This is a genomic window from Xanthomarina sp. F2636L (genome assembly GCF_026410195.1).
Lineage (GTDB): Bacteria > Bacteroidota > Bacteroidia > Flavobacteriales > Flavobacteriaceae > Xanthomarina.
On record NZ_JAPMLM010000054.1, the window covers coordinates 77,513 to 99,433 of the forward strand.

General features: G+C 35.0%; 21 protein-coding genes. 18 read left to right on the top strand and 3 right to left on the bottom strand.

Annotated features, from left to right (window positions below; all coding sequences use genetic code 11):
• Positions 1 to 87 precede the first annotated feature (87 nt).
• Complete coding sequence (locus OS191_RS00660; protein ID WP_267153778.1) at positions 88 to 1,950, bottom strand: ABC-F family ATP-binding cassette domain-containing protein; 1,863 nt, start codon at positions 1,948 to 1,950, stop codon at positions 88 to 90.
• A gap of 155 nt (positions 1,951 to 2,105) precedes the next feature.
• Between OS191_RS00660 and OS191_RS00665 the strand changes: the two genes are divergently transcribed.
• The 5 genes from OS191_RS00665 to OS191_RS00685 all read left to right on the top strand — a co-directional run bounded on the left by OS191_RS00665 (position 2,106) and on the right by OS191_RS00685 (position 8,263).
• Positions 2,106 to 2,852, top strand: a complete 747-nt coding sequence (locus tag OS191_RS00665) for a polysaccharide biosynthesis/export family protein (RefSeq protein WP_267153779.1) — start codon at positions 2,106 to 2,108, stop codon at positions 2,850 to 2,852.
• A gap of 3 nt (positions 2,853 to 2,855) precedes the next feature.
• Positions 2,856 to 5,327 carry a GumC family protein gene (locus OS191_RS00670; protein WP_267153780.1) on the top strand — a complete coding sequence of 824 codons (2,472 nt, stop codon included), beginning with the start codon at positions 2,856 to 2,858 and terminating at the stop codon, positions 5,325 to 5,327.
• A gap of 160 nt (positions 5,328 to 5,487) precedes the next feature.
• The gene (locus OS191_RS00675) at positions 5,488 to 6,777 is read left to right on the top strand and encodes a nucleotide sugar dehydrogenase (RefSeq protein ID WP_267153781.1); all 1,290 of its coding nucleotides are present in this window, start codon (positions 5,488 to 5,490) and stop codon (positions 6,775 to 6,777) included.
• A 76-nt stretch (positions 6,778 to 6,853) separates the two neighbouring features.
• On the top strand, positions 6,854 to 7,204 hold the full coding sequence (locus tag OS191_RS00680) for a four helix bundle protein (protein WP_267153782.1): 351 nt from the start codon (positions 6,854 to 6,856) through the stop codon (positions 7,202 to 7,204).
• Positions 7,205 to 7,300: 96 nt separating this feature from the next.
• Positions 7,301 to 8,263, top strand: a complete 963-nt coding sequence (locus OS191_RS00685) for an SDR family oxidoreductase (protein ID WP_267153783.1) — start codon at positions 7,301 to 7,303, stop codon at positions 8,261 to 8,263.
• Between the two features lie 315 nt (positions 8,264 to 8,578).
• Here OS191_RS00685 and OS191_RS00690 read toward each other — a convergent pair whose 3' ends face one another.
• A complete protein-coding gene (locus OS191_RS00690) occupies positions 8,579 to 8,884 on the bottom strand; it encodes a GIY-YIG nuclease family protein (RefSeq protein ID WP_267153784.1) in 306 nt (101 codons plus the stop codon).
• A gap of 274 nt (positions 8,885 to 9,158) precedes the next feature.
• Positions 9,159 to 9,908 carry a hypothetical protein gene (locus OS191_RS00695; protein ID WP_267153785.1) on the bottom strand — a complete coding sequence of 250 codons (750 nt, stop codon included), beginning with the start codon at positions 9,906 to 9,908 and terminating at the stop codon, positions 9,159 to 9,161.
• Positions 9,909 to 10,507: 599 nt separating this feature from the next.
• Here OS191_RS00695 and OS191_RS00700 point away from each other — a divergent pair.
• From OS191_RS00700 to OS191_RS00760, 13 genes are all read left to right on the top strand, one after another.
• Positions 10,508 to 10,885, top strand: coding sequence for a hypothetical protein (locus OS191_RS00700; RefSeq protein WP_267153786.1), 378 nt, complete (start codon positions 10,508 to 10,510; stop codon positions 10,883 to 10,885).
• A gap of 240 nt (positions 10,886 to 11,125) precedes the next feature.
• Positions 11,126 to 11,764: a hypothetical protein gene (locus OS191_RS00705; RefSeq protein WP_267153787.1), complete on the top strand. Its 639-nt coding sequence runs from the start codon at positions 11,126 to 11,128 to the stop codon at positions 11,762 to 11,764.
• 247 nt (positions 11,765 to 12,011) lie between these two features.
• Entirely contained in the window at positions 12,012 to 12,857 is an 846-nt protein-coding gene (locus OS191_RS00710; protein ID WP_267153788.1) for an ABC transporter permease, read from the top strand.
• A gap of 58 nt (positions 12,858 to 12,915) precedes the next feature.
• Positions 12,916 to 13,263, top strand: coding sequence for a four helix bundle protein (locus OS191_RS00715; RefSeq protein ID WP_267153789.1), 348 nt, complete (start codon positions 12,916 to 12,918; stop codon positions 13,261 to 13,263).
• Positions 13,264 to 13,356: 93 nt separating this feature from the next.
• Positions 13,357 to 14,589 carry an ABC transporter ATP-binding protein gene (locus OS191_RS00720; protein WP_267153790.1) on the top strand — a complete coding sequence of 411 codons (1,233 nt, stop codon included), beginning with the start codon at positions 13,357 to 13,359 and terminating at the stop codon, positions 14,587 to 14,589.
• Between the two features lie 83 nt (positions 14,590 to 14,672).
• Positions 14,673 to 15,401 (top strand): FkbM family methyltransferase, encoded by a 729-nt coding sequence (locus tag OS191_RS00725; RefSeq protein WP_267153791.1) that lies wholly within the window; start codon positions 14,673 to 14,675, stop codon positions 15,399 to 15,401.
• Positions 15,398 to 16,468 carry a DegT/DnrJ/EryC1/StrS family aminotransferase gene (locus OS191_RS00730; RefSeq protein WP_267153792.1) on the top strand — a complete coding sequence of 357 codons (1,071 nt, stop codon included), beginning with the start codon at positions 15,398 to 15,400 and terminating at the stop codon, positions 16,466 to 16,468. Before OS191_RS00725 ends, OS191_RS00730 begins: the two co-directional genes overlap by 4 nt.
• Positions 16,465 to 17,115: a NeuD/PglB/VioB family sugar acetyltransferase gene (locus OS191_RS00735; protein WP_267153793.1), complete on the top strand. Its 651-nt coding sequence runs from the start codon at positions 16,465 to 16,467 to the stop codon at positions 17,113 to 17,115. The genes OS191_RS00730 and OS191_RS00735 overlap by 4 nt, the downstream gene beginning before the upstream one ends.
• Before the next feature lies 1 nt (position 17,116).
• Positions 17,117 to 18,025: a glycosyltransferase gene (locus OS191_RS00740; RefSeq protein WP_267153794.1), complete on the top strand. Its 909-nt coding sequence runs from the start codon at positions 17,117 to 17,119 to the stop codon at positions 18,023 to 18,025.
• Positions 18,022 to 19,164 carry a glycosyltransferase family 4 protein gene (locus OS191_RS00745; RefSeq protein WP_267153795.1) on the top strand — a complete coding sequence of 381 codons (1,143 nt, stop codon included), beginning with the start codon at positions 18,022 to 18,024 and terminating at the stop codon, positions 19,162 to 19,164. Before OS191_RS00740 ends, OS191_RS00745 begins: the two co-directional genes overlap by 4 nt.
• A complete protein-coding gene (locus OS191_RS00750) occupies positions 19,164 to 20,090 on the top strand; it encodes a glycosyltransferase family 2 protein (protein WP_267153796.1) in 927 nt (308 codons plus the stop codon). The genes OS191_RS00745 and OS191_RS00750 overlap by 1 nt, the downstream gene beginning before the upstream one ends.
• A gap of 8 nt (positions 20,091 to 20,098) precedes the next feature.
• A complete protein-coding gene (locus tag OS191_RS00755) occupies positions 20,099 to 20,788 on the top strand; it encodes an NAD-dependent epimerase/dehydratase family protein (protein ID WP_267153797.1) in 690 nt (229 codons plus the stop codon).
• A gap of 2 nt (positions 20,789 to 20,790) precedes the next feature.
• Positions 20,791 to 21,903, top strand: coding sequence for a glycosyltransferase (locus tag OS191_RS00760; protein WP_267153798.1), 1,113 nt, complete (start codon positions 20,791 to 20,793; stop codon positions 21,901 to 21,903).
• Positions 21,904 to 21,921 lie beyond the last annotated feature (18 nt).

Genomic DNA, 21,921 nt, shown 5'->3' on the forward strand with positions numbered 1-21,921 from the left:
TTATTATCAATAAATAATTTTTAAATGTCACTCACAACTCACAACTCACAACTCACAACTCACAACTCACAACTCACAACTCACAACTCACTCCTCCAGCTTCGCACTCAACTCAAACCACCTCATTTCCTTCTCATCAATCTCGTCCATAATGCTTTGTAGTTTTTGCGAGAGGTCTTGAATCTGCTCCGGGCTTAGACTTTCGTCATGAAACTTGGCTTCCAAGGCTTTTTTATCGTAATCAAGAGCACTTAATTTGCTTTCAATATTTTTATATTCTTTCTGCTCATTATAAGACAGCTTGGTATTGCTGTCCTTTTTCCATTCTTTTTTGTCTTTCTTCAATTCGCTGTTGCTAGGCTCTTGTGGCTGACTGTCTTCGTAGGTTCTAAAATCGGAATAATTTCCAGGGAAATCTTCAACAACCCCTTCGCCTCTAAACACAAATAGATGATCAATCACCTTATCCATAAAATACCGGTCGTGAGACACAACAATCAAGCAGCCAGGAAAATCCAGTAAGAAACTCTCCAGGACGTTTAGGGTGACAATATCTAAATCGTTGGTAGGTTCATCCAGAATTAAAAAGTTTGGGTTCTGAATTAAAACCGTACATAAATACAGACGCTTGCGTTCGCCACCACTTAGTTTTTCAACAAAATCATATTGCTTTTTACGGTCAAATAAAAAGCGCTCTAACAGTTGCTGTGCACTAATTTGTCGGCCTTTTTTTAAAGGAATATAATCGCCAAATTCTTTAATCACATCAATGACCTTTTGCTCTGGTTTTACTTGAATCCCGGCTTGAGTATAATACCCAAATTTCACGGTTTCTCCGGCCACTATTTTTCCGGAGTCGGGTTGCTGGGTTTGGGTAAGCAGGTTGAGAAAGGTCGATTTCCCAGTGCCGTTTTTTCCAATAATCCCCAGGCGTTCACCTCTTTGAAAGGTATAATCAAAACCGTCTAAGATGATTTTATCTTTATATGCTTTAGATACTTTATGGAGTTCCAGAATCTTGCTACCCAAACGTTCCATGTTCAATTCCAGTTCCATGGTATGGTCGTTTCGGCGTTGTTGGGCTTTGTGTTTGATGTCGTGAAAATCGTCTATTCGCGACTTAGATTTGGTGGTTCTCGCTTTGGGTTGTTTACGCATCCAATCCAGTTCTTTTTTAAAGAGTTGCTTGGTTTTGCCTAGTTCTACCGCTTCATTTTCTATGCGCGCTTCCTTTTTTTCTAAGTAATACGAATAATTCCCTTTATAGGTATACAGTTGTCCTTGATCGAGTTCGATAATTTCATTGCACACACGTTCTAGAAAATACCGGTCGTGCGTTACCATAAACAAGGTCATTTGCTCCTTGGCAAAAAAGTCTTCCAGCCATTCAATCATTTCCAAATCCAAGTGGTTGGTAGGTTCATCTAATATCAGAAGGTCTGGTTTTTGAAGCAGGGCAATGGCTAAAGCCAGTCTTTTTTTCTGTCCTCCAGACAGGGTGCTCACTTTTTGGTTGAGGTCTTCCAGCTTCAATTGAAACAAAATCTGTTTGTATTGGGTTTCAAAATCCCAGGCCTGATGACTGTCCATTTGCTCAAAGGCTTTCTGGTAAGCTTCAGCATCTTCAGGTGTTTCTAAGGCCTTTTCATAGGCTTTAATCACATCTAAAATGGGATTCTTGGTATCGAAGATGGCGGCTTCCACCGTTAAGGTATTATTGAGATCCGGTTCCTGAGATAAAAAGGCGACTTGGATGTCTTTTCTGTAAATGATGTTCCCGGAATCTGGACTGTCTTTCCCAGCAAGCATGTTTAAAATGGAGGTTTTTCCCGTCCCGTTTTTAGCCACAAAGGCTATTTTCTGATTCTTATGGATGCTAAAAGAAAGATCCTGGAAGAGGCTTAGCTCTCCGTAGGATTTCGAAATATTTTCAACTGTAAGATAATTCAAAAGAGCTATGTTTTATGCAAATAAACGACTAAAAACCAAAATTAACTACATTAGTTTTGATATTCCTATCGAAAAGTTATATTTGTGAATAAACTATAAAATACCTCATGAAGAAGCCCTTCGTTCTTGTCTGCCTAATTCTTAGTATGGCATTCATGTCCTGCATTCCAAATAAAGATTTGGTGTATCTACAAAATCTGGAAACGGCTACGGATAGTACCCAGGTCATTACAGAAAAGCAGACACCTTATCGGGTTCAGATTAACGATATTTTAAACATTCGTGTCAAGGCCTTAGATCAGGATAATGTACAGATATTTAACCCGGTTGGCGAAGAAAATTTAAATGCCGATGGTGAAGAACGTGCGTATTTCGATGGTTTTACGGTGGACTTACATGGAAATATTCGGATTCCTGTGCTGGGAGACATCAATGTCTTAGGCTACACTACGGAAGAGATTGAACAGCTTTTAGAAAAAAAATTATTAGAGGAAGAGTTTAAAGAAACTGCCAATATTTTTGTCTCTGTAAAATTAACAGGGATTCGCTTTACCGTGAATGGGGAAGTAGGAGGTACAGGAACCCAAGTCTTATACCAGGCTCGGGTGAATATTTTTGAGGCCATAGCCAATGCTGGAGATATAAAAATGACTGGCAATAGAAAAGATGTGCTCATTATCAGGCAGTATCCCCAGGGCCAGCAAATTCATCATGTCAATTTATTGGATGCTCAGGTCATGCAGTCGCCTTATTATTATATCCAACCCAACGACATCATTTATGTGAAGCCTTTAAAACAAAAATCTTGGGGGACCGGAACCACCACCATGCAAACAGTGGGAACCGTTATTACGGCTTTGTCTTTGGTCACCACCACCCTTTTATTAATCGATAGAATTTAAGTCATGGCAGAATACGAATATGAAGATATAGACCATGAAAGCGGCAGTATCAACTTCGACTTTAAAGGCTATTTATTTAAAGTCTTAAACCTCTGGAAGTTTGTGTTGGTTTGCATTGGGGTGGCACTTATTATTGCTTATTTTATCAATGTTAGAAAACAAAATGTCTATAAATTAGATTCTTTAATTTCGGTAGAGAACGACCAAAACCCGTTTTTTACAGCCAATACCAGTATTTCCTTTAACTGGGGCGGGGTCTCTGGAAAGATGGGGAAAACCATTACCACCTTACAAACCCGGACCCATAACGAAAAAGTGGTGGACTCTCTTAAGTCTTATATGAATTACTTTCGGGAAGGCAAGTATCATAAAATAGATATCTATACCGATGCTCCTTTTGTCTTTGAACTGGATAAATCCAAGCCTCAGGTATTGGGCCATTTTATAGGGATTCGTTTTTTAACCAATAGCACTTTTGAAGTTTTTACAGCCTTTGAATCTGAAAGAGGCTCGGGGCAGTTATACGATTCTAAGGACCGCATTCCAGTAGCATTACCTGTGGGAGCTTTTACAAAGGAATTTCAAATAGGAGCCCCTATCAACCTCCCATTTTTACATGGCATGCTTAATTTGCGTACGGCGCGTACCATCAAGCCTGGGGCCGAATTCTTTCTACAGTTTAGCAATTTTGATGGGGTGGTACATGGCTACAAAAACGGGATTGGGGTCAGGCCTTATAGCAACTCTTCGGCGTCTGTTCTGGTTCTGTCCTTAGCTGGAAATAATAAAGATAAAATTGTAGATTATTTAAATACCACAGCGGTTATTTTAAGTGAAACGGAGCTGGAACGCAAAAATCTCTATGCCACCAATACTATTAAGTTTATTGACAGCAGCTTGGCGGCCGTGAATGCCAATCTAAAAGATTTTGGAGAGGAGATGAACAGCTTTAGAAAAGAAAATAAGGTCTTCGATGTCTCTACAGAAATGGCAGATGTGTCCAATAAGTTAAAAGAATTCGAATCCCTCAAGGAAGCCGAACAAACCAAACTGAATTATTTAGAGGCCTTAGACACGTATTTACGTACTAAAACAGATTATACCCGCATTGCAGCGCCTAGTTCGGTAGGGATCCAGGAAAGTAATATCCAGACTTCGGTGTCCAAAATTACAGCCTTATCTATAGAACGCCAAAGCATGGAGTATTCTATGAGAGAGGATTCAGATATTTTTAAGGATATTGACCGACGCATTGATGCAGAAAAAAATGTCCTGTTAGAGACTATCGATGCCACCAAAAGTACCATTCGTGTATTAATGAACTCTTTACAGCGTCAAATGGCTGCTTTGGAAGCCAAACTAAGTGGCTTGCCAGAAAACCAGCAGGAGTTTTTAAAAATTCAGAGAAAACTGGATATCAGTCAGGAGGCCTATAATGTCTATATGGATAAGCGTAGTGAGGCTGCCATTGTCAAAGCGGCCAATATTTCAGATATTTCTATCATAGACGAAGCCAAGGATATTGGGGGAGGTTTAATCGGTCCTAATAAGTCTCTGAATTATATGATGGGCTTGATGCTGGGCTTCTTTATTCCCATGTTTCTCATCTTTGTTATTTTCCTTCTGGATCATACCATTCATGGGTCGGATGAGGTAGAGCGTTTATCTAAAATTCCTATCATTGGTTTGATTGGAAAATACCGATACCATAACAATCTGGTGGTTTTCGAAAAACCAAAGTCGGCTGTAGCTGAGTCCTTTCGTTCCATCCGTTCCTCCTTGCAGTTTACCTTAAACAAGAACCCCAAAGAAGGGGGTAGAACCATCATGATAACCTCCTCCGTTTCGGGAGAAGGAAAAACCTTTTGTTCTATTAATATTGCTACGGTTTACGCTTTAAGTGGAAAGAAAACCATCTTATTAGGACTGGATTTACGAAAGCCTAAAATATTTGATGATTTTAATCTAAGTAACGACAATGGGATGGTTAATTATCTGATTGGTGAAAAGCCTTTTGATGAGGTGAAATATCAAACCCATATAGACAATTTAGATGTGGCTGCTGCAGGGCCTATTCCTCCAAACCCTTCCGAGCTATTAATGAGTCCGAAATTGAAGGAACTGATTGCAGAGCTTCGGGAGACCTACGATATCATTATTTTAGATACCCCGCCCTTAGGTTTGGTGACAGATGCCTTTGAGTTGGTGAAATATGCAGACACCTCGTTGTTTATGGTACGTTTGGATTATACCAAAAAAGGCATGTTACAATTAATCAATGCCAAGTATCGGGCTGGAGAAATTAAGAACATTCATTTTATCCTGAATTTCTATAAGCATAAAACCAATCATAATTACGGGTATGGCTATGGCTACGGTTATGGCTATGGCTATGGTGTATATGGGAATGCCTATCATGAATCGGATAATAAGGGAATCTTTGGGAAGATGAAGGCTTTTTTGAAGCGGATTTAAGCACAGATGTCAGTCTGAGCATGTCGAAGACGCTTTTTAAGAAGTAATAGGCCCAATTTAACAAATGCTTGAGTCATGGAAATATAAGACATAAGGACATAGAGTTATTAACTCATTAACTCATTGAAAAAACGAAGCTATTAATTAATTATATATAAGTATGAATACAGATAAAATTGCCATCATTGGTTTAGGCTACGTAGGTTTGCCCTTAGCGGTGGAGTTTGCCAAAAAATATCCCGTGTTGGGTTTTGATATCAATACCAGACGGGTGACAGAATTACAAGGAGGAACAGATAGAACCTTAGAAGTGGAAGATGCTCAGTTAAAAGCCGTATTACGTCCCGATTTTACCGATAAAACCGGCCTTCATGTCACCAATCAACTAGAGGTTCTGGAAGACGCAAATATATACATCATCACCGTTCCTACGCCTACCGATGCCCTAAACAAACCTGTTTTTACACCTTTAATTAAAGCCAGTGAAACGGTGGGCAAGGTCTTAAAAAAAGGAGATATTGTTATTTATGAATCTACGGTTTATCCCGGAGCCACCGAAGATATTTGTATCCCAATTTTAGAACAGGTTTCAGGACTTCACTTTAACAGCGATTTTTATGCCGGCTATTCCCCAGAGCGAATCAATCCAGGGGATAAAAAACACACCGTAACTAAAATATTAAAGGTGACCTCTGGTTCCACACCCGAAGTGGCTAAAGTAGTAGATGATTTGTATAAATCCATCATCACTGCTGGGACGCATATGGCACCTTCTATTAAAGTGGCCGAAGCGGCCAAAGTGATTGAAAATTCCCAACGGGATATCAACATTGCTTTTGTCAATGAGCTGTCTAAAATCTTTAGACTGTTGGATATCGATACCAAAGCTGTTTTAGAAGCAGCTGGTACCAAATGGAATTTCATCAATTTTACGCCAGGATTGGTAGGAGGACATTGTATTGGGGTCGATCCGTATTACCTGGCACAGAAAGCCATTGAATCTGGGTATAACCCGGAGATTATTTTGGCTGGAAGAAAGATGAACGATAGTATGGGATCCTACGTCGCTACCGAAACGGTGAAAATGATGATTAAAAAAGGAGCCACCATCAAAGGTGCGAAAGTGCTCGTGCTGGGCATCACCTTTAAGGAAAACTGTCCGGATATTAGAAACTCTCGGGTGATTGATATTATAAGAGAGTTTGAAAGCTATGAGATACAAGTAGATGTCTTTGATCCCTGGGCCTCCTCGGAAGAAGTGAAGGAAGAATATGGTTTCGATTTGTTATGCGATAAGAAAGACGTCAATCATAATTATGATGCCATTATTTTAGCTGTCAGTCATAATGAATTTGTTAAAATCGATATTGAAAGATTAAAATCTCCTATAGGTGTTATTTTTGATGTAAAGTCTTTATTGCCTAAGGGGATGGTTGATGGGAGGTTGTAAATGCGTGAGACGTGAGATGTGAGACGTGAGGTGTGAAAAGTGAAACGTGAGGCTTGAAACGTGAAATTTTAATGATATGGATCATAAAGAATTAGATGTTTGGAAAACTGCTATGGATTTGGTTGAGGAGATTTATAGCTTGACCTCAAATTTTCCAAGTGAAGAGCGCTTCGGTTTAACTGCTCAAATACGAAGAGCAGCAGTTTCAATACCATCAAATATTGCTGAAGGGGCTGGAAGAAAAGGAGATAAAGAACTTGTACAGTTTGTTAGCATTGCTATTGGTTCACTAGCAGAACTCGAAACACAATATTTAATAGCTGTACGACTTAGTTATATAAAAAAGAATGAAGAAACCTTAGATTTAATTTTAAAGCAAAAGCAACTACTTTTAGGTTTTAGAAATTATTTATTAAGTAAAAAATGAGATACTAACAGGGAATTGTAAGTTATTTAACGAATATGCATTTGAAAACTTACGTTTCACGTTTCACATCTCACGTTTCACAAACAAAAAATAAAGATGGAAAATAAAATTAAAGACTACAAATATTTAATAACCGGAGGAGCTGGATTTATTGGTTCTAATTTAGTAGAATACCTCCTAAAACACGGTGCCAAAAAAGTTCGTGTATTAGACGATTTCTCTAATGGCTATCGCGAAAACCTCACCGAATTTGAATCGAATCCGGCTTTTGAATTACTGGAAGGCGATATTAGAGACTTAGCAACCTGTAAGCAGGCTATGGAAGGCATCGATTATGTGTCACATCAGGCAGCTTTAGGTTCGGTACCACGATCTATAAACGATCCTGCCACCACCAATGGGGTTAACATTTCTGGCTTTTTAAACATGATGATTGCTTTAAAAGAAAGCAAAACCGTAAAACGTATGGTCTATGCAGCTTCTAGTTCTACCTATGGAGATAGTAAAAGCCTGCCTAAAGTAGAGGCTCATATAGGCAAACCTTTATCCCCTTATGCGGTAACAAAATATGTGAATGAGCTCTATGCGGATGTCTTTGGAAAAACATACAATACAGATGTTATTGGTCTGCGTTATTTTAATGTCTTTGGTCCCAAGCAAAGTCCCAATGGAGCTTATGCAGCCGTAATTCCCTTGTTTATGCAGGCGCTTAAAGACCAAAAGTCACCTACCATCAATGGGGATGGCGAGCAAACTCGGGATTTTACCTTTGTGGATAATGCGGTACAAGCCAACGTCAAAGGCTTTTTTGCTTCAAAAGAAGCTTCCAATGAAGTGTTTAATGTGGCCTGTGGCGAACGTATTTCGGTCAATTATTTATGGGAGGCTTTACAACAGGCAGCAGATTCAGATTTAAAAGCGCATCACGGCCCAGACCGTCAGGGTGATGTCCGAGATTCTTTGGCAGATATTTCTAAAGCAGAACGCTTATTGGGGTATCAACCAGAGTATTCTGTGAGGGAAGGCTTGAAGGTGACTTGGGATTATTTTAATAAGTAATTGTCATTGACTCCGTTGAATTCTGTCATTCAGAAGGAGCTCCTCTATCATTCAGAAGGAGCTTTACTGTCATTCAGAGGGAGGAACGACCGAAGAATCTCTAGTGTAGACAGTCAGAGATGCTTCGCTTTGCTCTGCATGACAAAGCCCATGTCATTAAAAAGGAGCTCCTCTGTCATTCAGAAGGAGCTTTTTAGCGACTGAAGAATCTCTAGAAAAAGAAGCAGAGATTCTTCGCTTCACTGCGTTACACTCTGAATGACATTGGGCTCTGAATGACATGAGATACGACGTAGTCTAAGAGGGTGTTTTGAATTAGATAAAATCATTTAAAAACTTACGAGTTGGATTAAACGCATTAATTAAAGTTTCTTTTTTTGCTCTGCTGTAGCCTTTAATTTGTTTTTCTCTTTTGATTGCATCGTTTACTTCTAGAAAGTGTTCATAATATATCAGGTAAAAGCAATTGTATTTTGTAGTAAAAGCTTTAGAAAAAGGTAAAGGATTATTATGATAATATAGGCGTTCTTTTAGGTTGTTAGTAACACCTGTATAAAGTACCGTTTTTGTTTTGTTGGTTACAATGTAAACATAGTAATTATGAGTCCCTATTGTTTTCATCAAATTAAGATAGTGAAAAAGAATGAGAGTTAGAGTAAGAGATTCTTCGCTACGCTCTGAATGACAAGGTTGTGTCATTCAGAAGGAGCTTTTTAGCGACTGAAGAATCTCTAGAAAAAGAGCAGAGATTCTTCGTTTCACTGCGTTACACTCTGAATGACATGAGATTAGCTACGCTGAACCTTGCGGTTTCTTCGCTTTACTGTGTTTGCTCTGAATGACAATAAAAAAGCGAACAGGTTCCTGTTCGCTTTTAACTACGACACCCTTTGGGTTATAAGACCTCAATTAATTGAAGCGCATTGTAGGCTCCATTATTAAGAGGGTATTGCACGGCATTGACTTCCTGGAAAAAGGCTACTTTTAGAAAGAAGAGCTCATTTCCAGTTCCTGCAGGTACTCCAGCTGGTGTTAATATGATGTTTGATGTTGTAGCATTAATCATCATATTTTGCACAGGACTTAATTGTAAGTCCTTGTCGCCAGTAACAAAATCTAAATTTAAAAACCCAGAGATAAAGCTTACATGTGTTGCTCCACCTGGAATTCCTAAATTATGATTTGGAGTAAAATCTGAAATGGTGATTTCTCCTGTTGCTGGATTTAAACTGAAATCGCTTAGCAAGACAGCACTTAAAAGGGCATTGCTATTAAAGTCAAAACCTTTTAATACGTCACGACCCGGATTGGTTGTCAAACCGACTGGAACTTGTCTTTGCCCACGAGCAGATGTCAGATCTTGGTTTTTAACTAAAGTCATCACTTTTGTTAAACGCGAGGTTACTCGCCCATCTTTAGCATCTGATAATAGGTTTAGAATGGCTCGTCTTAGTATTTTACCACTGGTTGCGCAATGTCCAAACTCCGTACCGTTTTCACGAGTTCTTGCAAATGCTGGATCGTTTTTAATTCGATTGGCACTTACACCACTTTTCGTTTTCACTAAAAACCCATCTTTGCCCTTATAAAAGGTCAGATCGTCTAGGGTTCCTTCGATCTTTATTAAGCTTTTTAATTTTGCCATCTTATTATGGTATTAAAATGTTAAACAATAATTTTAACAGATGGTCATTTTGATCTCCTTACGTCACGGGCTCCTAAGTGTTGTTTGGATGCTAGCAAATGATTTTCTGATAGGATAAAATTATAGAAGTGTTTCGTGTCAATTTTTCCAGATTTCCGTTTAGGTATATAGCAAACCATCTTTTCCGTTTATGTCCTAAATTTTTTTGTCAGACCTGTTTTAAGACGTGTTTTGATATTTTGTTTTCATACACTCCTCATACATTAGCTATACTTGAGCCATACATGAGCTATACTTAAGCTGTTGGGAAGCTATTTTTGACAGCACCAAAAGTGAATGTTCCCTATTTTAAAAAGTCAAGATCTATTGGTGGGTTATTTTCGTATTGTAGTCTGATTCTTGATTAATTTACCGTTTATCGATCTTCAAATCGTTTAAAAGTCAATTTATTCCGACAAATTAGATATTATGTAAAATAAAGACTACACTTTTTATGTATTTTATCGAAAATATAAGAATTTTGTATTATGCCATAGTTTATCTTACTTATCTTGTATTCAATTAGTTATTAGTTTTTTAATCCTTTAAATAGTAGTATTATGAGTAAGAAAAAATTATTTTTAAGTTCTACAGACATCCATCAGATGACGGGTTTATGTATGCGTTCCGCCAGAAACATGATGGCTTATATACGCGATGAAAGACAGTTGGGAAAACAACAGGTCATTAGTATTTATGATTTTTGTAGTTGTTTTCACTTTCCGATTCATGTGGTGTTTATTTATATTAACACCGATTTATTTGACAAAAATCCATTAGATGAAGATCAAATACGTCGCGAGTATCAAAAGTACGTTTTGGAAACAGGGGATATGAGTTATTTGTATCACAAAGATTTTGATATCTTCATGACTCCAAAGGATTTAAAATTACGACGTGATTTGGAAGATCTTGACGGAGAAGAGTTGATAGCTTAATTGTTAGTGTTTGTTGTTAAGTTGTTTGCAGGCTGTAAATTACAGGTTTAAAAAAGTATTTATGCCTGCCTGACCGAAAGAGGGAACACCTATTTTTAAAAATACTAATGCATGAGTAATCTGTTTAAAACAATCACATGTTCCATTGATGAGATTGCCACGTCTCACCTACGTCGTTCCTCGCAATGACAGCGTAATATAGTGGGCACAAAGATAAGCTTGCAAAAAAACTTTTATATTATGGCATCTTTAAACGCTTTTTGGGAATGGTTTTATGAGTATCATGAAGCCTTCTACTATTTGAAAGAATTTAGCCTAGAGGAACAAGCCTATTATCTCAATGAGCTTAACGCGAGATTAAGCAGCTACCACCCAGACTTGACCTATGTGATTGGCTTTCCAAAAAAGGATCAGAAAGCCACCTTAACACTTACGGCCAATGGACGTAAAGATGCCATGTTATTTGTAACACAGTTGGCGGGTTTAGCACCTAAAATTCCAAAATGGAAGGTAACTAAATTTTTGCAAGCTAGGTTGGATATTAAGGCTATAAGCAAGGGCAAGGATGCCTCTTATGAATTCGAAGAATTCCCCATAAAACCAAGCGATTTAAGATGGATTCCTATGGATAGAGAGGGCAAACAGGGATCTTTTGATTTGATATTTCATCTCACTAACTTTCCACAGATCAATCCACCCATGGATGAAGATAAATTATTAGTGTACATTCATTACATTCTATTGGATTTATTGGGGGAACTTGTAGTAAGTAAAGCCATTGGCGATGGTTTTTATATGGAAACCTTAGAGCCAGATAACGAATGGTTTCACTTAGATTTTTTACCTGTGTTCTTGCAAGCTGAAGGTTTTGATGTTTAGATTATTCTTGGATGACATTTCGACCTTTAGATTCATTTCGTCTAGGTTCAATGACTATCATTATCCGTTTGACAAAATCAAAAATTGGAATTTGGAATTTACCAATAGCCTTATCCCTAATTTATTTTCTCTTTAGACTCTAAAACATTTTTCAATTCTTAATTCCTAATGTTTCATTATTTACAAGGCTTTGTTTATATTAGCCCTAACCAAAAAAGATATCTTCTTTAATACTTAGAAACCCATCATGGCTTTAGAAACCCGAGTTTATCAAAAAGAACGTACTATAAAATTTGGAGCACTTTTAAAAGCGAGTTTAAAGGATATGTATCAGTCTCGATTTTTAGCGCGACAATTGGCGGAACGAGATATTAAAGCCTTATATAGGCAGTCTTATTTAGGGATTATATGGGCTTTTGTTACCCCTTTAGCTACAGCTTTTGTGTGGATTATCTTAAATAGCAGTGGTACTGTAAAATTATCAGATACTGGTGTCCCTTATCCGGTTTATGCTTTTACAGGTACGCTTATTTGGTCTATTATTGTGGCTTCTATCAATTCACCCATGCAAAGCACACAAGCTGCAAAGGGCATTCTAACTAAAATTAATTTTCCTAAAGAAGCTTTATTGCTTTCAGGAATTTATAAATTACTATTTGATAGCTCCATAAAAGTTATTCTATTATTGCTCTTTGTGTTTTTTTATGGTGTAGGATACCATTGGAGTTTGCTATTATTTCCTGTTGCAATAATGGGGGCCATTCTTTTTGGAACCACCTTAGGCTTGTTTGTGACACCTATTGGACTCCTTTATAAAGATATTGGAAAAATTATAGCATTCGGCATGCAGTTTATAATGTATGTCACGCCGGTGGTTTACGCAATACCAGAGACTGGACTTATGAAAACCATTATGACCTGGAATCCCATTACGCCCATTGTTTTAACCGCTCGTGATTTGGTAGTTGGTTTTAGTCCAGACTATTTGCCATTTTTTTTTGGTGTGGTTGCGGTCTGTATTCCATTGTTATTTTTAGGACTTATTGTGTATCGGATTGCAATTCCTATTATTGTAGAACGTTTGAGTGCTTAGTGGCGAATGGTGAGTAGTGATACGTGAGTGGTGATTAGTGAATTGTTAGTAGTTAGTTATGGATCATAAAGATTTGGATGTTTGGAAATATGCTATGGATTTAGTTGAAGTGATTTATGCATGGACACATAATTTGCCTGATAGCGAAAAATTTGGTCTGATGTCTCAAATGAGAAGGGCAGCAATTTCTATACCTTCAAATATTGCAGAAGGTAGCGCAAGAAAGAGTGATAAAGAATTGTTACAATTTATAAGCATTGCTTTAGGGTCGCTGGCAGAATTGGAGACGCAGGTTATTATAGCAGAACGGCTACAATTATTAAATAAAAATGATAAGATTAACACCTATTTAATAAAAGTTAAGAAACTCTTATTAGGGTATCGTAACTATATTAAAAAGAAGTGACATGATAAGTGGAGATTAATTAATGAGATATAGTGAGAGATGAAACGATTCACGATTTCCGATTCACGAATTACAAATCCGTTTCACAAAAAAATGACAGAAAATAAAGACATACAAATAGATTCTAAGGAAGTCCTTGTAAAAGTAGAAGGCTTGAGCAAAAAGTTTTGCAAGGACCTAAAAACAAGTCTTTGGTATGGGGTGAAGGATTTGATAAGTGGGGTGCGTGGTTCTAATCTTGAACGGGTCTTGCGTCCGAAAGAATTTTGGGCAGTCAACGACATAAATTTCGAGCTTCGTCGAGGAGAGTGTTTAGGATTAATAGGGCATAATGGGGCTGGAAAATCTACCTTGCTTAAAATACTTAACGGACTTATTAATCCAGATGCAGGAAAAGTAACCATAAAAGGAAGAGTTGGAGCGCTAATAGAGCTTGGAGCTGGGTTTAACCCCATTCTTAGCGGACGTGAAAATATATATAATAATGGAGCTATTTTAGGCTTTAGCCGTAAAGAAATAGACACCAAGCTAGAAGATATTATTGCTTTTTCCGAGTTAGAAGAGTTTATTGATATGCCGGTACAGCATTATAGTTCTGGTATGAAAGTGCGTCTTGGTTTTGCAGTCGCGGCTCAAATGGAACCGGATGTCTTGATTATAGATGAGGTGTTGGCTGTAGGAGATTTGGGTTTTATTCTAAAGTGTTTTAAAACTATAGATACTATTTTACCACATACAGCTATTATTTTTGTATCTCATAACATGCCCATGATAAGCCGAATCTGTAACCAAGTAATATTAATGGAGAAAGGAGAGGTTAAATTTCAAGGAGAGAATGTGTCTAAAGGAATCGATTATTATTATAATAAATTTATGACTGGTGAAGATTCTAGTGAAGTTTACTCTGATAGTAGTTTGAAGCTAGAGACATCATCCATTGAAGGCTTGGTGCCAATCGACAATGTTTATCATGTACAATGGGGAGATACGATACAGTTAAATTTTAAAATTAAAAATATATCATTAACAAAAACACCTTATATCTCATTGGTGCTTTATGATAAAGAACAAAGAGGTGTTGCTGAAATATACCCAAAAGGTCAAAAATTAAATGCAATTGAAAATTCAGAATACATCCATTTTTCAGTTTTATTAAAAAACATCTATTTATCAAAAGGAATCTACAATATTACATTTACTGCTTCAGAAACAGAATCTTTAAATATATATTATAAAGTTCATAAAACAATTACCATACAAATAGTACATGATAAACAAATGTGGACCCCTTTTTTATTAGATTCAGAGTTAATTAGTATAAATTAAATATCGTGTTATAAGTGACTATATTAAAAAAAATAGTGCCTAAAGCTTTAAAGAAAAAGCTTAAAAGTCCAATAGATTCGTTAATGAATAAACTAGGATATAGTAAAGCAGAAACTCAAAGTTTAAATTCGCATAAAGTTAGTTTATTGGAGACATTGTTTGTTAATGTAAAAAAAATGGGTTTTTCTCCCAAACACATTATAGATGTTGGTGCTAATCATGGAGTATGGACAAGAGAAACTTTAAAACACTTTCCTGATGCTTATTATTCCTTATTAGAACCCCAAGAGTGGTTGCAAGCTTCTTTTCAAGATTTACTGAATTCTAATTCTAAAATAAAAGTACATGCAGTAGGAGCTGGTGCAAAAACAGGAAATTTTTTATTTACAGTAACCAACCGAGATGATAGTAGCTCGTTTAGATATACAAAAGAAGAAGCCGAAACTGAAGGTTTTAAGCAAATAGAAATACCGGTTATTACCTTAAATGAATTAGTTAAAAAAACACCAAATTTACCACTTCCAGATTTAATTAAAATTGATGCAGAAGGTCTGGATATAGACGTATTAAAAGGAGCAGATTCTCTATTTGGAAAAACAGAAATTTTTATGGTAGAAGCAAGTGTTAACTGTAAAATGTTTGAAAATAGTGTCTTGAATATGATTAATTTTATGGACGAAAGTGGGTATACACTTTTTGATATTACAGATTTAAATAGACCTTTTCATCCTAATGTTCTATGGTTGGTTGAATTAGCTTTTATAAAAAAAGGAGGTGTCTTGGACTACTATAAGATGAAAATTAAAATATGATTACGGTTACCAAAACATTTTTACCACCTCAAGAGGAATATCAGGCTATTTTAAAAAAAGCATGGGAAACTGGGTGGATGACCAATCGAGGCGTTTTGGTACAAGAGTTGGAGTCTAAATTGAAAACGTATTTAGATGTGCCAAATGTGTTAGCCATGACTAATGGTACGTTGCCCTTACAAATAGCAATTAAAGCATTAGACTTAAAAGGCGAAATCATTACCACCCCATTTAGCTATATAGCAACTACCTCCGGTATTGTTTGGGAGGGTTGCACGCCTGTTTTTGTGGATATTCATCCAGAATATTTAACCATAGATGAAACCAAAATTGAAGCTGCTATTACATCAAAAACTTCAGCTATCTTAGCAACTCATGTCTTTGGAAATCCATGTGAGATAGAAGCTATTGAAGTTATTGCAAAAAAACATGGTTTAAAAGTTATTTATGATGCCGCACATAGTTTTGGTGTGACATATATAGGTAAAAGTATTTTTGAGTATGGCGATGTAAGTACCTGTAGCTTTCATGCTACCAAATTATTTCATACCGGAGAAGGAGGGGCTTTGTTTTGTAAACAAGATTATTTTGACACCATGTTTCATCATCATAATTTTGGGCATGATGGCCCAGAAAATTTTCATGGTTTAGGCATTAATGCAAAAATGAGTGAGCCGCAAGCAGCCATGGGGTTAGCGGTATTTCCATATTTGGAAACTATAATAGCACAACGTAAAGTAATTGTAGATCAATACTATCATGCTTTAAAAAACACCAATTTAAAGTTTTTAAAATTACGAGAAGATTTACAATGGAATTATATTTATTTTCCAGTTATTTTTAAATCTGAAGAGCAACTTTTAAGAGTAAAGAAAGTTTTAGAGAATAACCACATTTTTCCAAGACGGTATTTTTATCCCTCTTTAAATACTATTAAATATGTTAAAGGAAATACAATGCCTATTTCAGAAAGTATTGCTGCTCGTATTTTATGTCTGCCTTTATATATGGGTTTAACATCTGCTGAGATTGATAAAATAATTGAGATTATAAAAGAGAATTTATGATAATAGTTGGAGCAAAAGGTTTTGCAAAAGAAGTTTTAGAAATAATTTATCAACAGGAACAGGATGAAACCCAACAACTTGTATTTTATGATGATGTAACCGTTAATGGACCTACATTATTATACGATTCTTATACTATATTAAATAATGTTGAAGCGGCTAAAACTTATTTAAATAAGGAAGACAAACGTTTTGTTCTAGGAATAGGTAATCCATATATACGGTTTAAACTATCAAATAAATTTAAAGAAATGGGAGGCAGGCTTGTTTCTACAATAAGTAACCGTGCTTCCATTGGTAAACATGAGGTTTGTATTGATCCTGGCTGTAATATCTTTGAACATACAGTTATTTCAAATGATGTCACTATTGGAGAAGGCGTTATTGTTTATTATAATTCACTTGTAACACATGATGTTACAATTGGAAATTATGTAGAACTTTCTCCTGGTGCCGTACTTCTTGGTAGATGTCAAATTGGAGACTTTACACATATTGGAAGTGGTGCAACCATATTGCAGGATATTAAAGTAGGGAAGGGTGTAGTAGTTGCTGCTGGTGCTGTTGTAACAAAAGATGTTCCGGACTTTTGTATGGTTGCCGGTGTTCCAGCAACTATAAAAAAAAAGTATAAGCCTTTTGAATAATATGATAAAAAAGCCTCATACAAGTATTTGCTTAATTACCTACAATCAAGAAGTATATATAAAACAAACTATTGAAAGTATTTTAATGCAAACAACTAGTTTTAGTATAGAACTTATTATATCTAATGATTGTTCAACAGATGGAACTCATGAAATCATACAATCTGTTATAGATACACATGCTAAAGGGCATTTAATAACGTATTTCAATCAAGAGCATAATTTGGGTATGATGCCCAATTTTATTTTTGCATTAGAAAAATGTCATGGAACATATATTGCTATTTGTGAAGGAGATGATAATTGGACAGACCCTTTAAAACTGGAAAAACAAGTGGCGTTTTTAGAAAACAACCCAGAATATGGTATTTGTTTTCATAATACAGAACAACAAAATTTATTAACACAAACGGCTCATACAGGTATTCCGGGTGTTATAAAAGATACAGATTATACCATTCAGGATTATATTCTTGCAAATAGAACTGCTACCTGCTCAATAGTTTATAAACGTGCTCTATTTGATAAGGTGCCAGATTGGTTTGTTACGGTGCCCTTTGGTGATTTAGCTTTGATATTAAGTGTACTTTATAATTCAAAAAATAAAAAAGGAAGAATCTTAAAAGATACTATGGCTGTTTATAGAATACATCATGCCGGCGTACATGGAAGTTTGCATACCAATAATAAAAGTTTAATTTTAGCCTATAAACAACATATAGAGTTTACTAAAATTATAGAAAAAGAATTATTAATAGAATCTATTTATAAAGTAACCTTACGTAACAAGAAAATAAATACCTATGCCATATTAGCTAGCTTAGCTAAACGCGGTCAGGATATATTGGCATACGCTAAATATAAACTATACGAATACTTTAATAGAATAAGTTTAAAACTACATCTTTGAAAAATCTCTTATTTATTTCTCATGATACTACTCGCACAGGTGCTCCTATGGTGTTATTGTATTTATTACGTTGGATACAAGTACACCAGCCCCAAGTTAAAGCAGATGTTATAGCAATAAGAGGTGGTAATATGGAAGGAGATTTTAAAAACGTTTGCCATAATTTTTATAATTATCAGGAGTGTATAAAAACACAACCATTAACTATTACACAGCGTATATTAAAAAAACTAAAATTGTTTAAACTTAAGGATAAAAAAGCAGTTTTTATTAACCTGATGGCAGCCAACAATTATGAAGTTATTTATACCAATACAGTATTATCAGTCCCTTTAGGCGTTGAAATAAGCAAAAACAGTTCTAATAGCAAGTTAATCGCTCATATACATGAGTTACAGGTTATAATAAAGACTTTACTACCTAATCTTTCAAATTATTTGCCAAACATTGATATTCTTATTGTCCCTTCTAAATTGGTGAAGCAAAATTTAATTGCACGTTGGAATATTCAAAAGGAAAAAGTAAAAGTTGTTTATGAATGTGCTAAAGTATCAGAAAAGGACACCGTGTTTAATACACAAAAAAATAAAAAAAAATTTGTGGTAGGTGCTTCTGGAATGGTACATTGGAGAAAAGGATATGATATCTTTTTGTTAGTAGCTAATCATATAAATAAGCATTATCCTAAAGCAGATATTACATTTCAATGGATTGGGAAATTACCTAAATCTATTGCACCTATAATAGACGAAGATATTAGAAAATTACAACTAGAAAATAATGTTACTTTTGTTGGTGAAGTAAACAATACAGCACCTTATTTTAATGCTTTTGATGTGTTTTTAATGACCTCAAGAGAAGACCCATTCCCATTAGTGTGTATTGAAGTTGGATTAATAGGTAAGCCTATCATAAGTTTCGATCAAGCTGTAGGTACTAATGAAATCTTAAAAGAAGGAGGTGGTTTTATAGTGCCTTATCTAGATATTGTGGCTATGGCAGAACATGTTATGGTTTATTATAATGAAAGTGAAATAAAAGATTCTCATGGAGCACAAAATAAAAAATCTTTTTCAAAATTTACTCCAGAACTTATTTGCCCTCAATTATATGAAATAATTGAAAAACATTTAAAATAATGAAGCCTGTAGTTTCCGTTATTATACCTAACTATAATCATAAGTCTTATTTAAAGCAGAGACTGGATTCTGTGTTTAATCAAACGTTTCAAGATTACGAAGTTATTTTATTAGACGATGCTTCAACCGATGGGAGTATAGAACTATTAAAATCCTATCAAAATCACCCTAAAGTGAGCCATGTTGTATTAAATGAAGCCAATTATGGCAGTCCTTTTAAGCAATGGCAAAAAGGTATTGCTTTGGCAAAAGGTGCGTTTATATGGATTGCTGAAAGCGATGACTACTGCGAAACTGACTTTTTAGAAATACTTATAAATAGTATGGATAAGAATTGTGGTTTGTGTTACGCACAAAGTATTGATGTAGATTATAAAGGGACAGTAATTTCTAATAGAATTAATTATACAAATAACTTTATACCTAATATTTGGAAAGATAATTTTACAATGAAAGGTGCTGACTTTATAGAAAATTACCTTATGGTTAAAAATGTCATACCCAACGCAAGCGCTGTAGTTTTTAAAAAAGAATTAGTAGACCCCAATTATTTTAATCAGTCGTTGTTAGAAATGAAAATGTGTGGCGATTGGTTTTTTTGGTTGCAGTTTTTAGAGCATACAAAGGTTAGGTTTGTTAATCTTAATTTAAACAATTTTCGCAATCATAATTTAACCAGTAGAAACCATAATAATACTACTAAAAAAAAAGAACGACTTTTAGAAGAAAAAATAATAAGAAGCCATATGTTTACACAAATGGGCTTAGATAATGCAGTTGCTGAAAAAAAAATGATGCAGGAATGGTTTAAACTGCATAGTATTAAAGAGATTTTTAGAATCTCATTTTATAAGATAAAGTGCTCTAAATTTAGCTATTTTAGCTTTCTTAAAAATTATTTTAACTCTAAACTGCAAATCAATTAATTTTAATTATGGTTATAGGCAATGGTTTAATGGCTCAGGCTTTTAAAGAGTATTATTTAAATGATGAGGTTGTTATTTTTGCCTCTGGTGTATCAAACTCAACCGAGACTAATGAAAAAGCATTTATACGTGAATTAAACTTATTAGAAAAAATCATTTTAGATTATCCAAAATCTAAATTGGTGTATTTTAGTACCTGTAGTATAGAAGATGAATCTGTTAAAAAAAATCTATATGTAAAACATAAAATTAAAGTTGAAGAATACATTGCTGAAAACTGTGATAGTTATATTATTTTTAGAGTATCAAATGTTGTTGGGAAACGTGGCAATGCAAATACCTTAATAAATTATTTAGTTCAAGCTATACAAGAGAATAAAGAAATAACACTTTGGCAAAAAGCAGAACGTAATATTATAGATATTGAAGATGTTATTTTTATAGCAAACTATGTTTTAAATAATGATTTTAATAATGAAACGATTAATATTGCTTTTAGGAAAAGTTTTTTGGTTACAGACATTGTAAAATTGATAGAACAATTCTTGTCTAAGAAAGCTACAATAAATTTAATAGATAAAGGAAATAGGTTAAGAATAGATACCTCAAAAATAGCACCTGCCTTAGATACTATTGAAACAGAGAAGCGTGCTAATTTGCAATATATTAGTAGTCTTCTAAAAAAATACTACGCTTAAAGATGAAAATAGCAATTTTAACACCTAATAAATCTACAGCAACTGAGACTTTTATTAAAAATCATATAGACTTTTTGCCTTTTGAAAAGATTGTTGTTTTTGGTGACAAACTACCATATTTAACACATAAAGATAAACCATCTTTAATTTCACGATTATATATAAAATACGTTAATGTTTTAAGAAAAATCTTAGGTAAAAAACCAAAATCTTTAAAAGCCTTTCAATTAAAAAAGCTTTTAAAAAGTCATGAAGTAGATTTGGTATTTGCAGAGTATTTAATAACAGGAGCTGAGGTGTTAGATGTGTGTAAAGACTTGAAAATGCCTATAATACCTATTGCTTTAGGCTATGACATCTCCTTATATTCAGTTTTAGAAAAATATCAAGAAAAGTATAAGCAGTTATTTCAATATGCAAGTTCTGTTATTGTTGTTTCAAAGCATATGAAAACTAATTTATTAGCATTAAACTGTCCAGAATCTAAAATTATCTATTCTCCTGCAGGACCGGATAGTTCTTTCTTCGAGCTCCAGCCTAAATTAGAATCAAAACAAGTATTAGCCGTAGGACGCTTCGTTGAGAAGAAAGCACCACATCTTACCATCCTTGCCTTTAAAGAAGTCCTTAATAAATTTCCAGACGCAACTTTAGTTATGGCTGGTGACGGTGTATTATTAAATGTTTGTAAAGACTTAGTAAGAGCTCTTAAAATAAACAATTCGGTAAGGTTTTTAGGCGTTATTAATCAAGAACAACAAAGGGAATTGTTAGAAGAGTCTCTAATCTTCGTACAACATTCAGTAATAGCAAAAAACGGAGATAGTGAAGGCACTCCTGTTGCAATTTTAGAAGCCATGGCAACAGGTATACCAGTTGTGTCTACAGAACATGCAGGTATCCCAGACATAATTGAACATGATAAAACAGGATTATTAGTTCCAGAACATAATATTCAATTAATGGCCGAGATGATAAGTAGTTTATTAAGCAATAATATAAGAGCTAAAGAATTAGGTATGCATGCTCGTTTGCATGTTAAACAGCACTTTACATTAAAAACACATATAGATACCATTGCAAAAGTTGTTAATAAGAGTGCGAAAGCTAAATAAGCTTTTAATCCTTAATCG

Bases quoted from the DNA above. Each gene is read 5' to 3' on its own strand.
- OS191_RS00665 (WP_267153779.1), top strand. From the start codon at position 2,106: ATGTCCTGCATTCCAAATAAAGATTTGGTGTATCTACAAAATCTGGAA.
- OS191_RS00670 (WP_267153780.1), top strand. From the start codon at position 2,856: ATGGCAGAATACGAATATGAAGATATAGACCATGAAAGCGGCAGTATC.
- OS191_RS00675 (WP_267153781.1), top strand. From the start codon at position 5,488: ATGAATACAGATAAAATTGCCATCATTGGTTTAGGCTACGTAGGTTTG.
- OS191_RS00680 (WP_267153782.1), top strand. From the start codon at position 6,854: ATGGATCATAAAGAATTAGATGTTTGGAAAACTGCTATGGATTTGGTT.
- OS191_RS00685 (WP_267153783.1), top strand. From the start codon at position 7,301: ATGGAAAATAAAATTAAAGACTACAAATATTTAATAACCGGAGGAGCT.
- OS191_RS00690 (WP_267153784.1), bottom strand. From the start codon at position 8,884: ATGAAAACAATAGGGACTCATAATTACTATGTTTACATTGTAACCAAC.
- OS191_RS00695 (WP_267153785.1), bottom strand. From the start codon at position 9,908: ATGGCAAAATTAAAAAGCTTAATAAAGATCGAAGGAACCCTAGACGAT.
- OS191_RS00700 (WP_267153786.1), top strand. From the start codon at position 10,508: ATGAGTAAGAAAAAATTATTTTTAAGTTCTACAGACATCCATCAGATG.
- OS191_RS00705 (WP_267153787.1), top strand. From the start codon at position 11,126: ATGGCATCTTTAAACGCTTTTTGGGAATGGTTTTATGAGTATCATGAA.
- OS191_RS00710 (WP_267153788.1), top strand. From the start codon at position 12,012: ATGGCTTTAGAAACCCGAGTTTATCAAAAAGAACGTACTATAAAATTT.
- OS191_RS00715 (WP_267153789.1), top strand. From the start codon at position 12,916: ATGGATCATAAAGATTTGGATGTTTGGAAATATGCTATGGATTTAGTT.
- OS191_RS00720 (WP_267153790.1), top strand. From the start codon at position 13,357: ATGACAGAAAATAAAGACATACAAATAGATTCTAAGGAAGTCCTTGTA.
- OS191_RS00725 (WP_267153791.1), top strand. From the start codon at position 14,673: ATGAATAAACTAGGATATAGTAAAGCAGAAACTCAAAGTTTAAATTCG.
- OS191_RS00730 (WP_267153792.1), top strand. From the start codon at position 15,398: ATGATTACGGTTACCAAAACATTTTTACCACCTCAAGAGGAATATCAG.
- OS191_RS00735 (WP_267153793.1), top strand. From the start codon at position 16,465: ATGATAATAGTTGGAGCAAAAGGTTTTGCAAAAGAAGTTTTAGAAATA.
- OS191_RS00740 (WP_267153794.1), top strand. From the start codon at position 17,117: ATGATAAAAAAGCCTCATACAAGTATTTGCTTAATTACCTACAATCAA.
- OS191_RS00750 (WP_267153796.1), top strand. From the start codon at position 19,164: ATGAAGCCTGTAGTTTCCGTTATTATACCTAACTATAATCATAAGTCT.
- OS191_RS00755 (WP_267153797.1), top strand. From the start codon at position 20,099: ATGGTTATAGGCAATGGTTTAATGGCTCAGGCTTTTAAAGAGTATTAT.
- OS191_RS00760 (WP_267153798.1), top strand. From the start codon at position 20,791: ATGAAAATAGCAATTTTAACACCTAATAAATCTACAGCAACTGAGACT.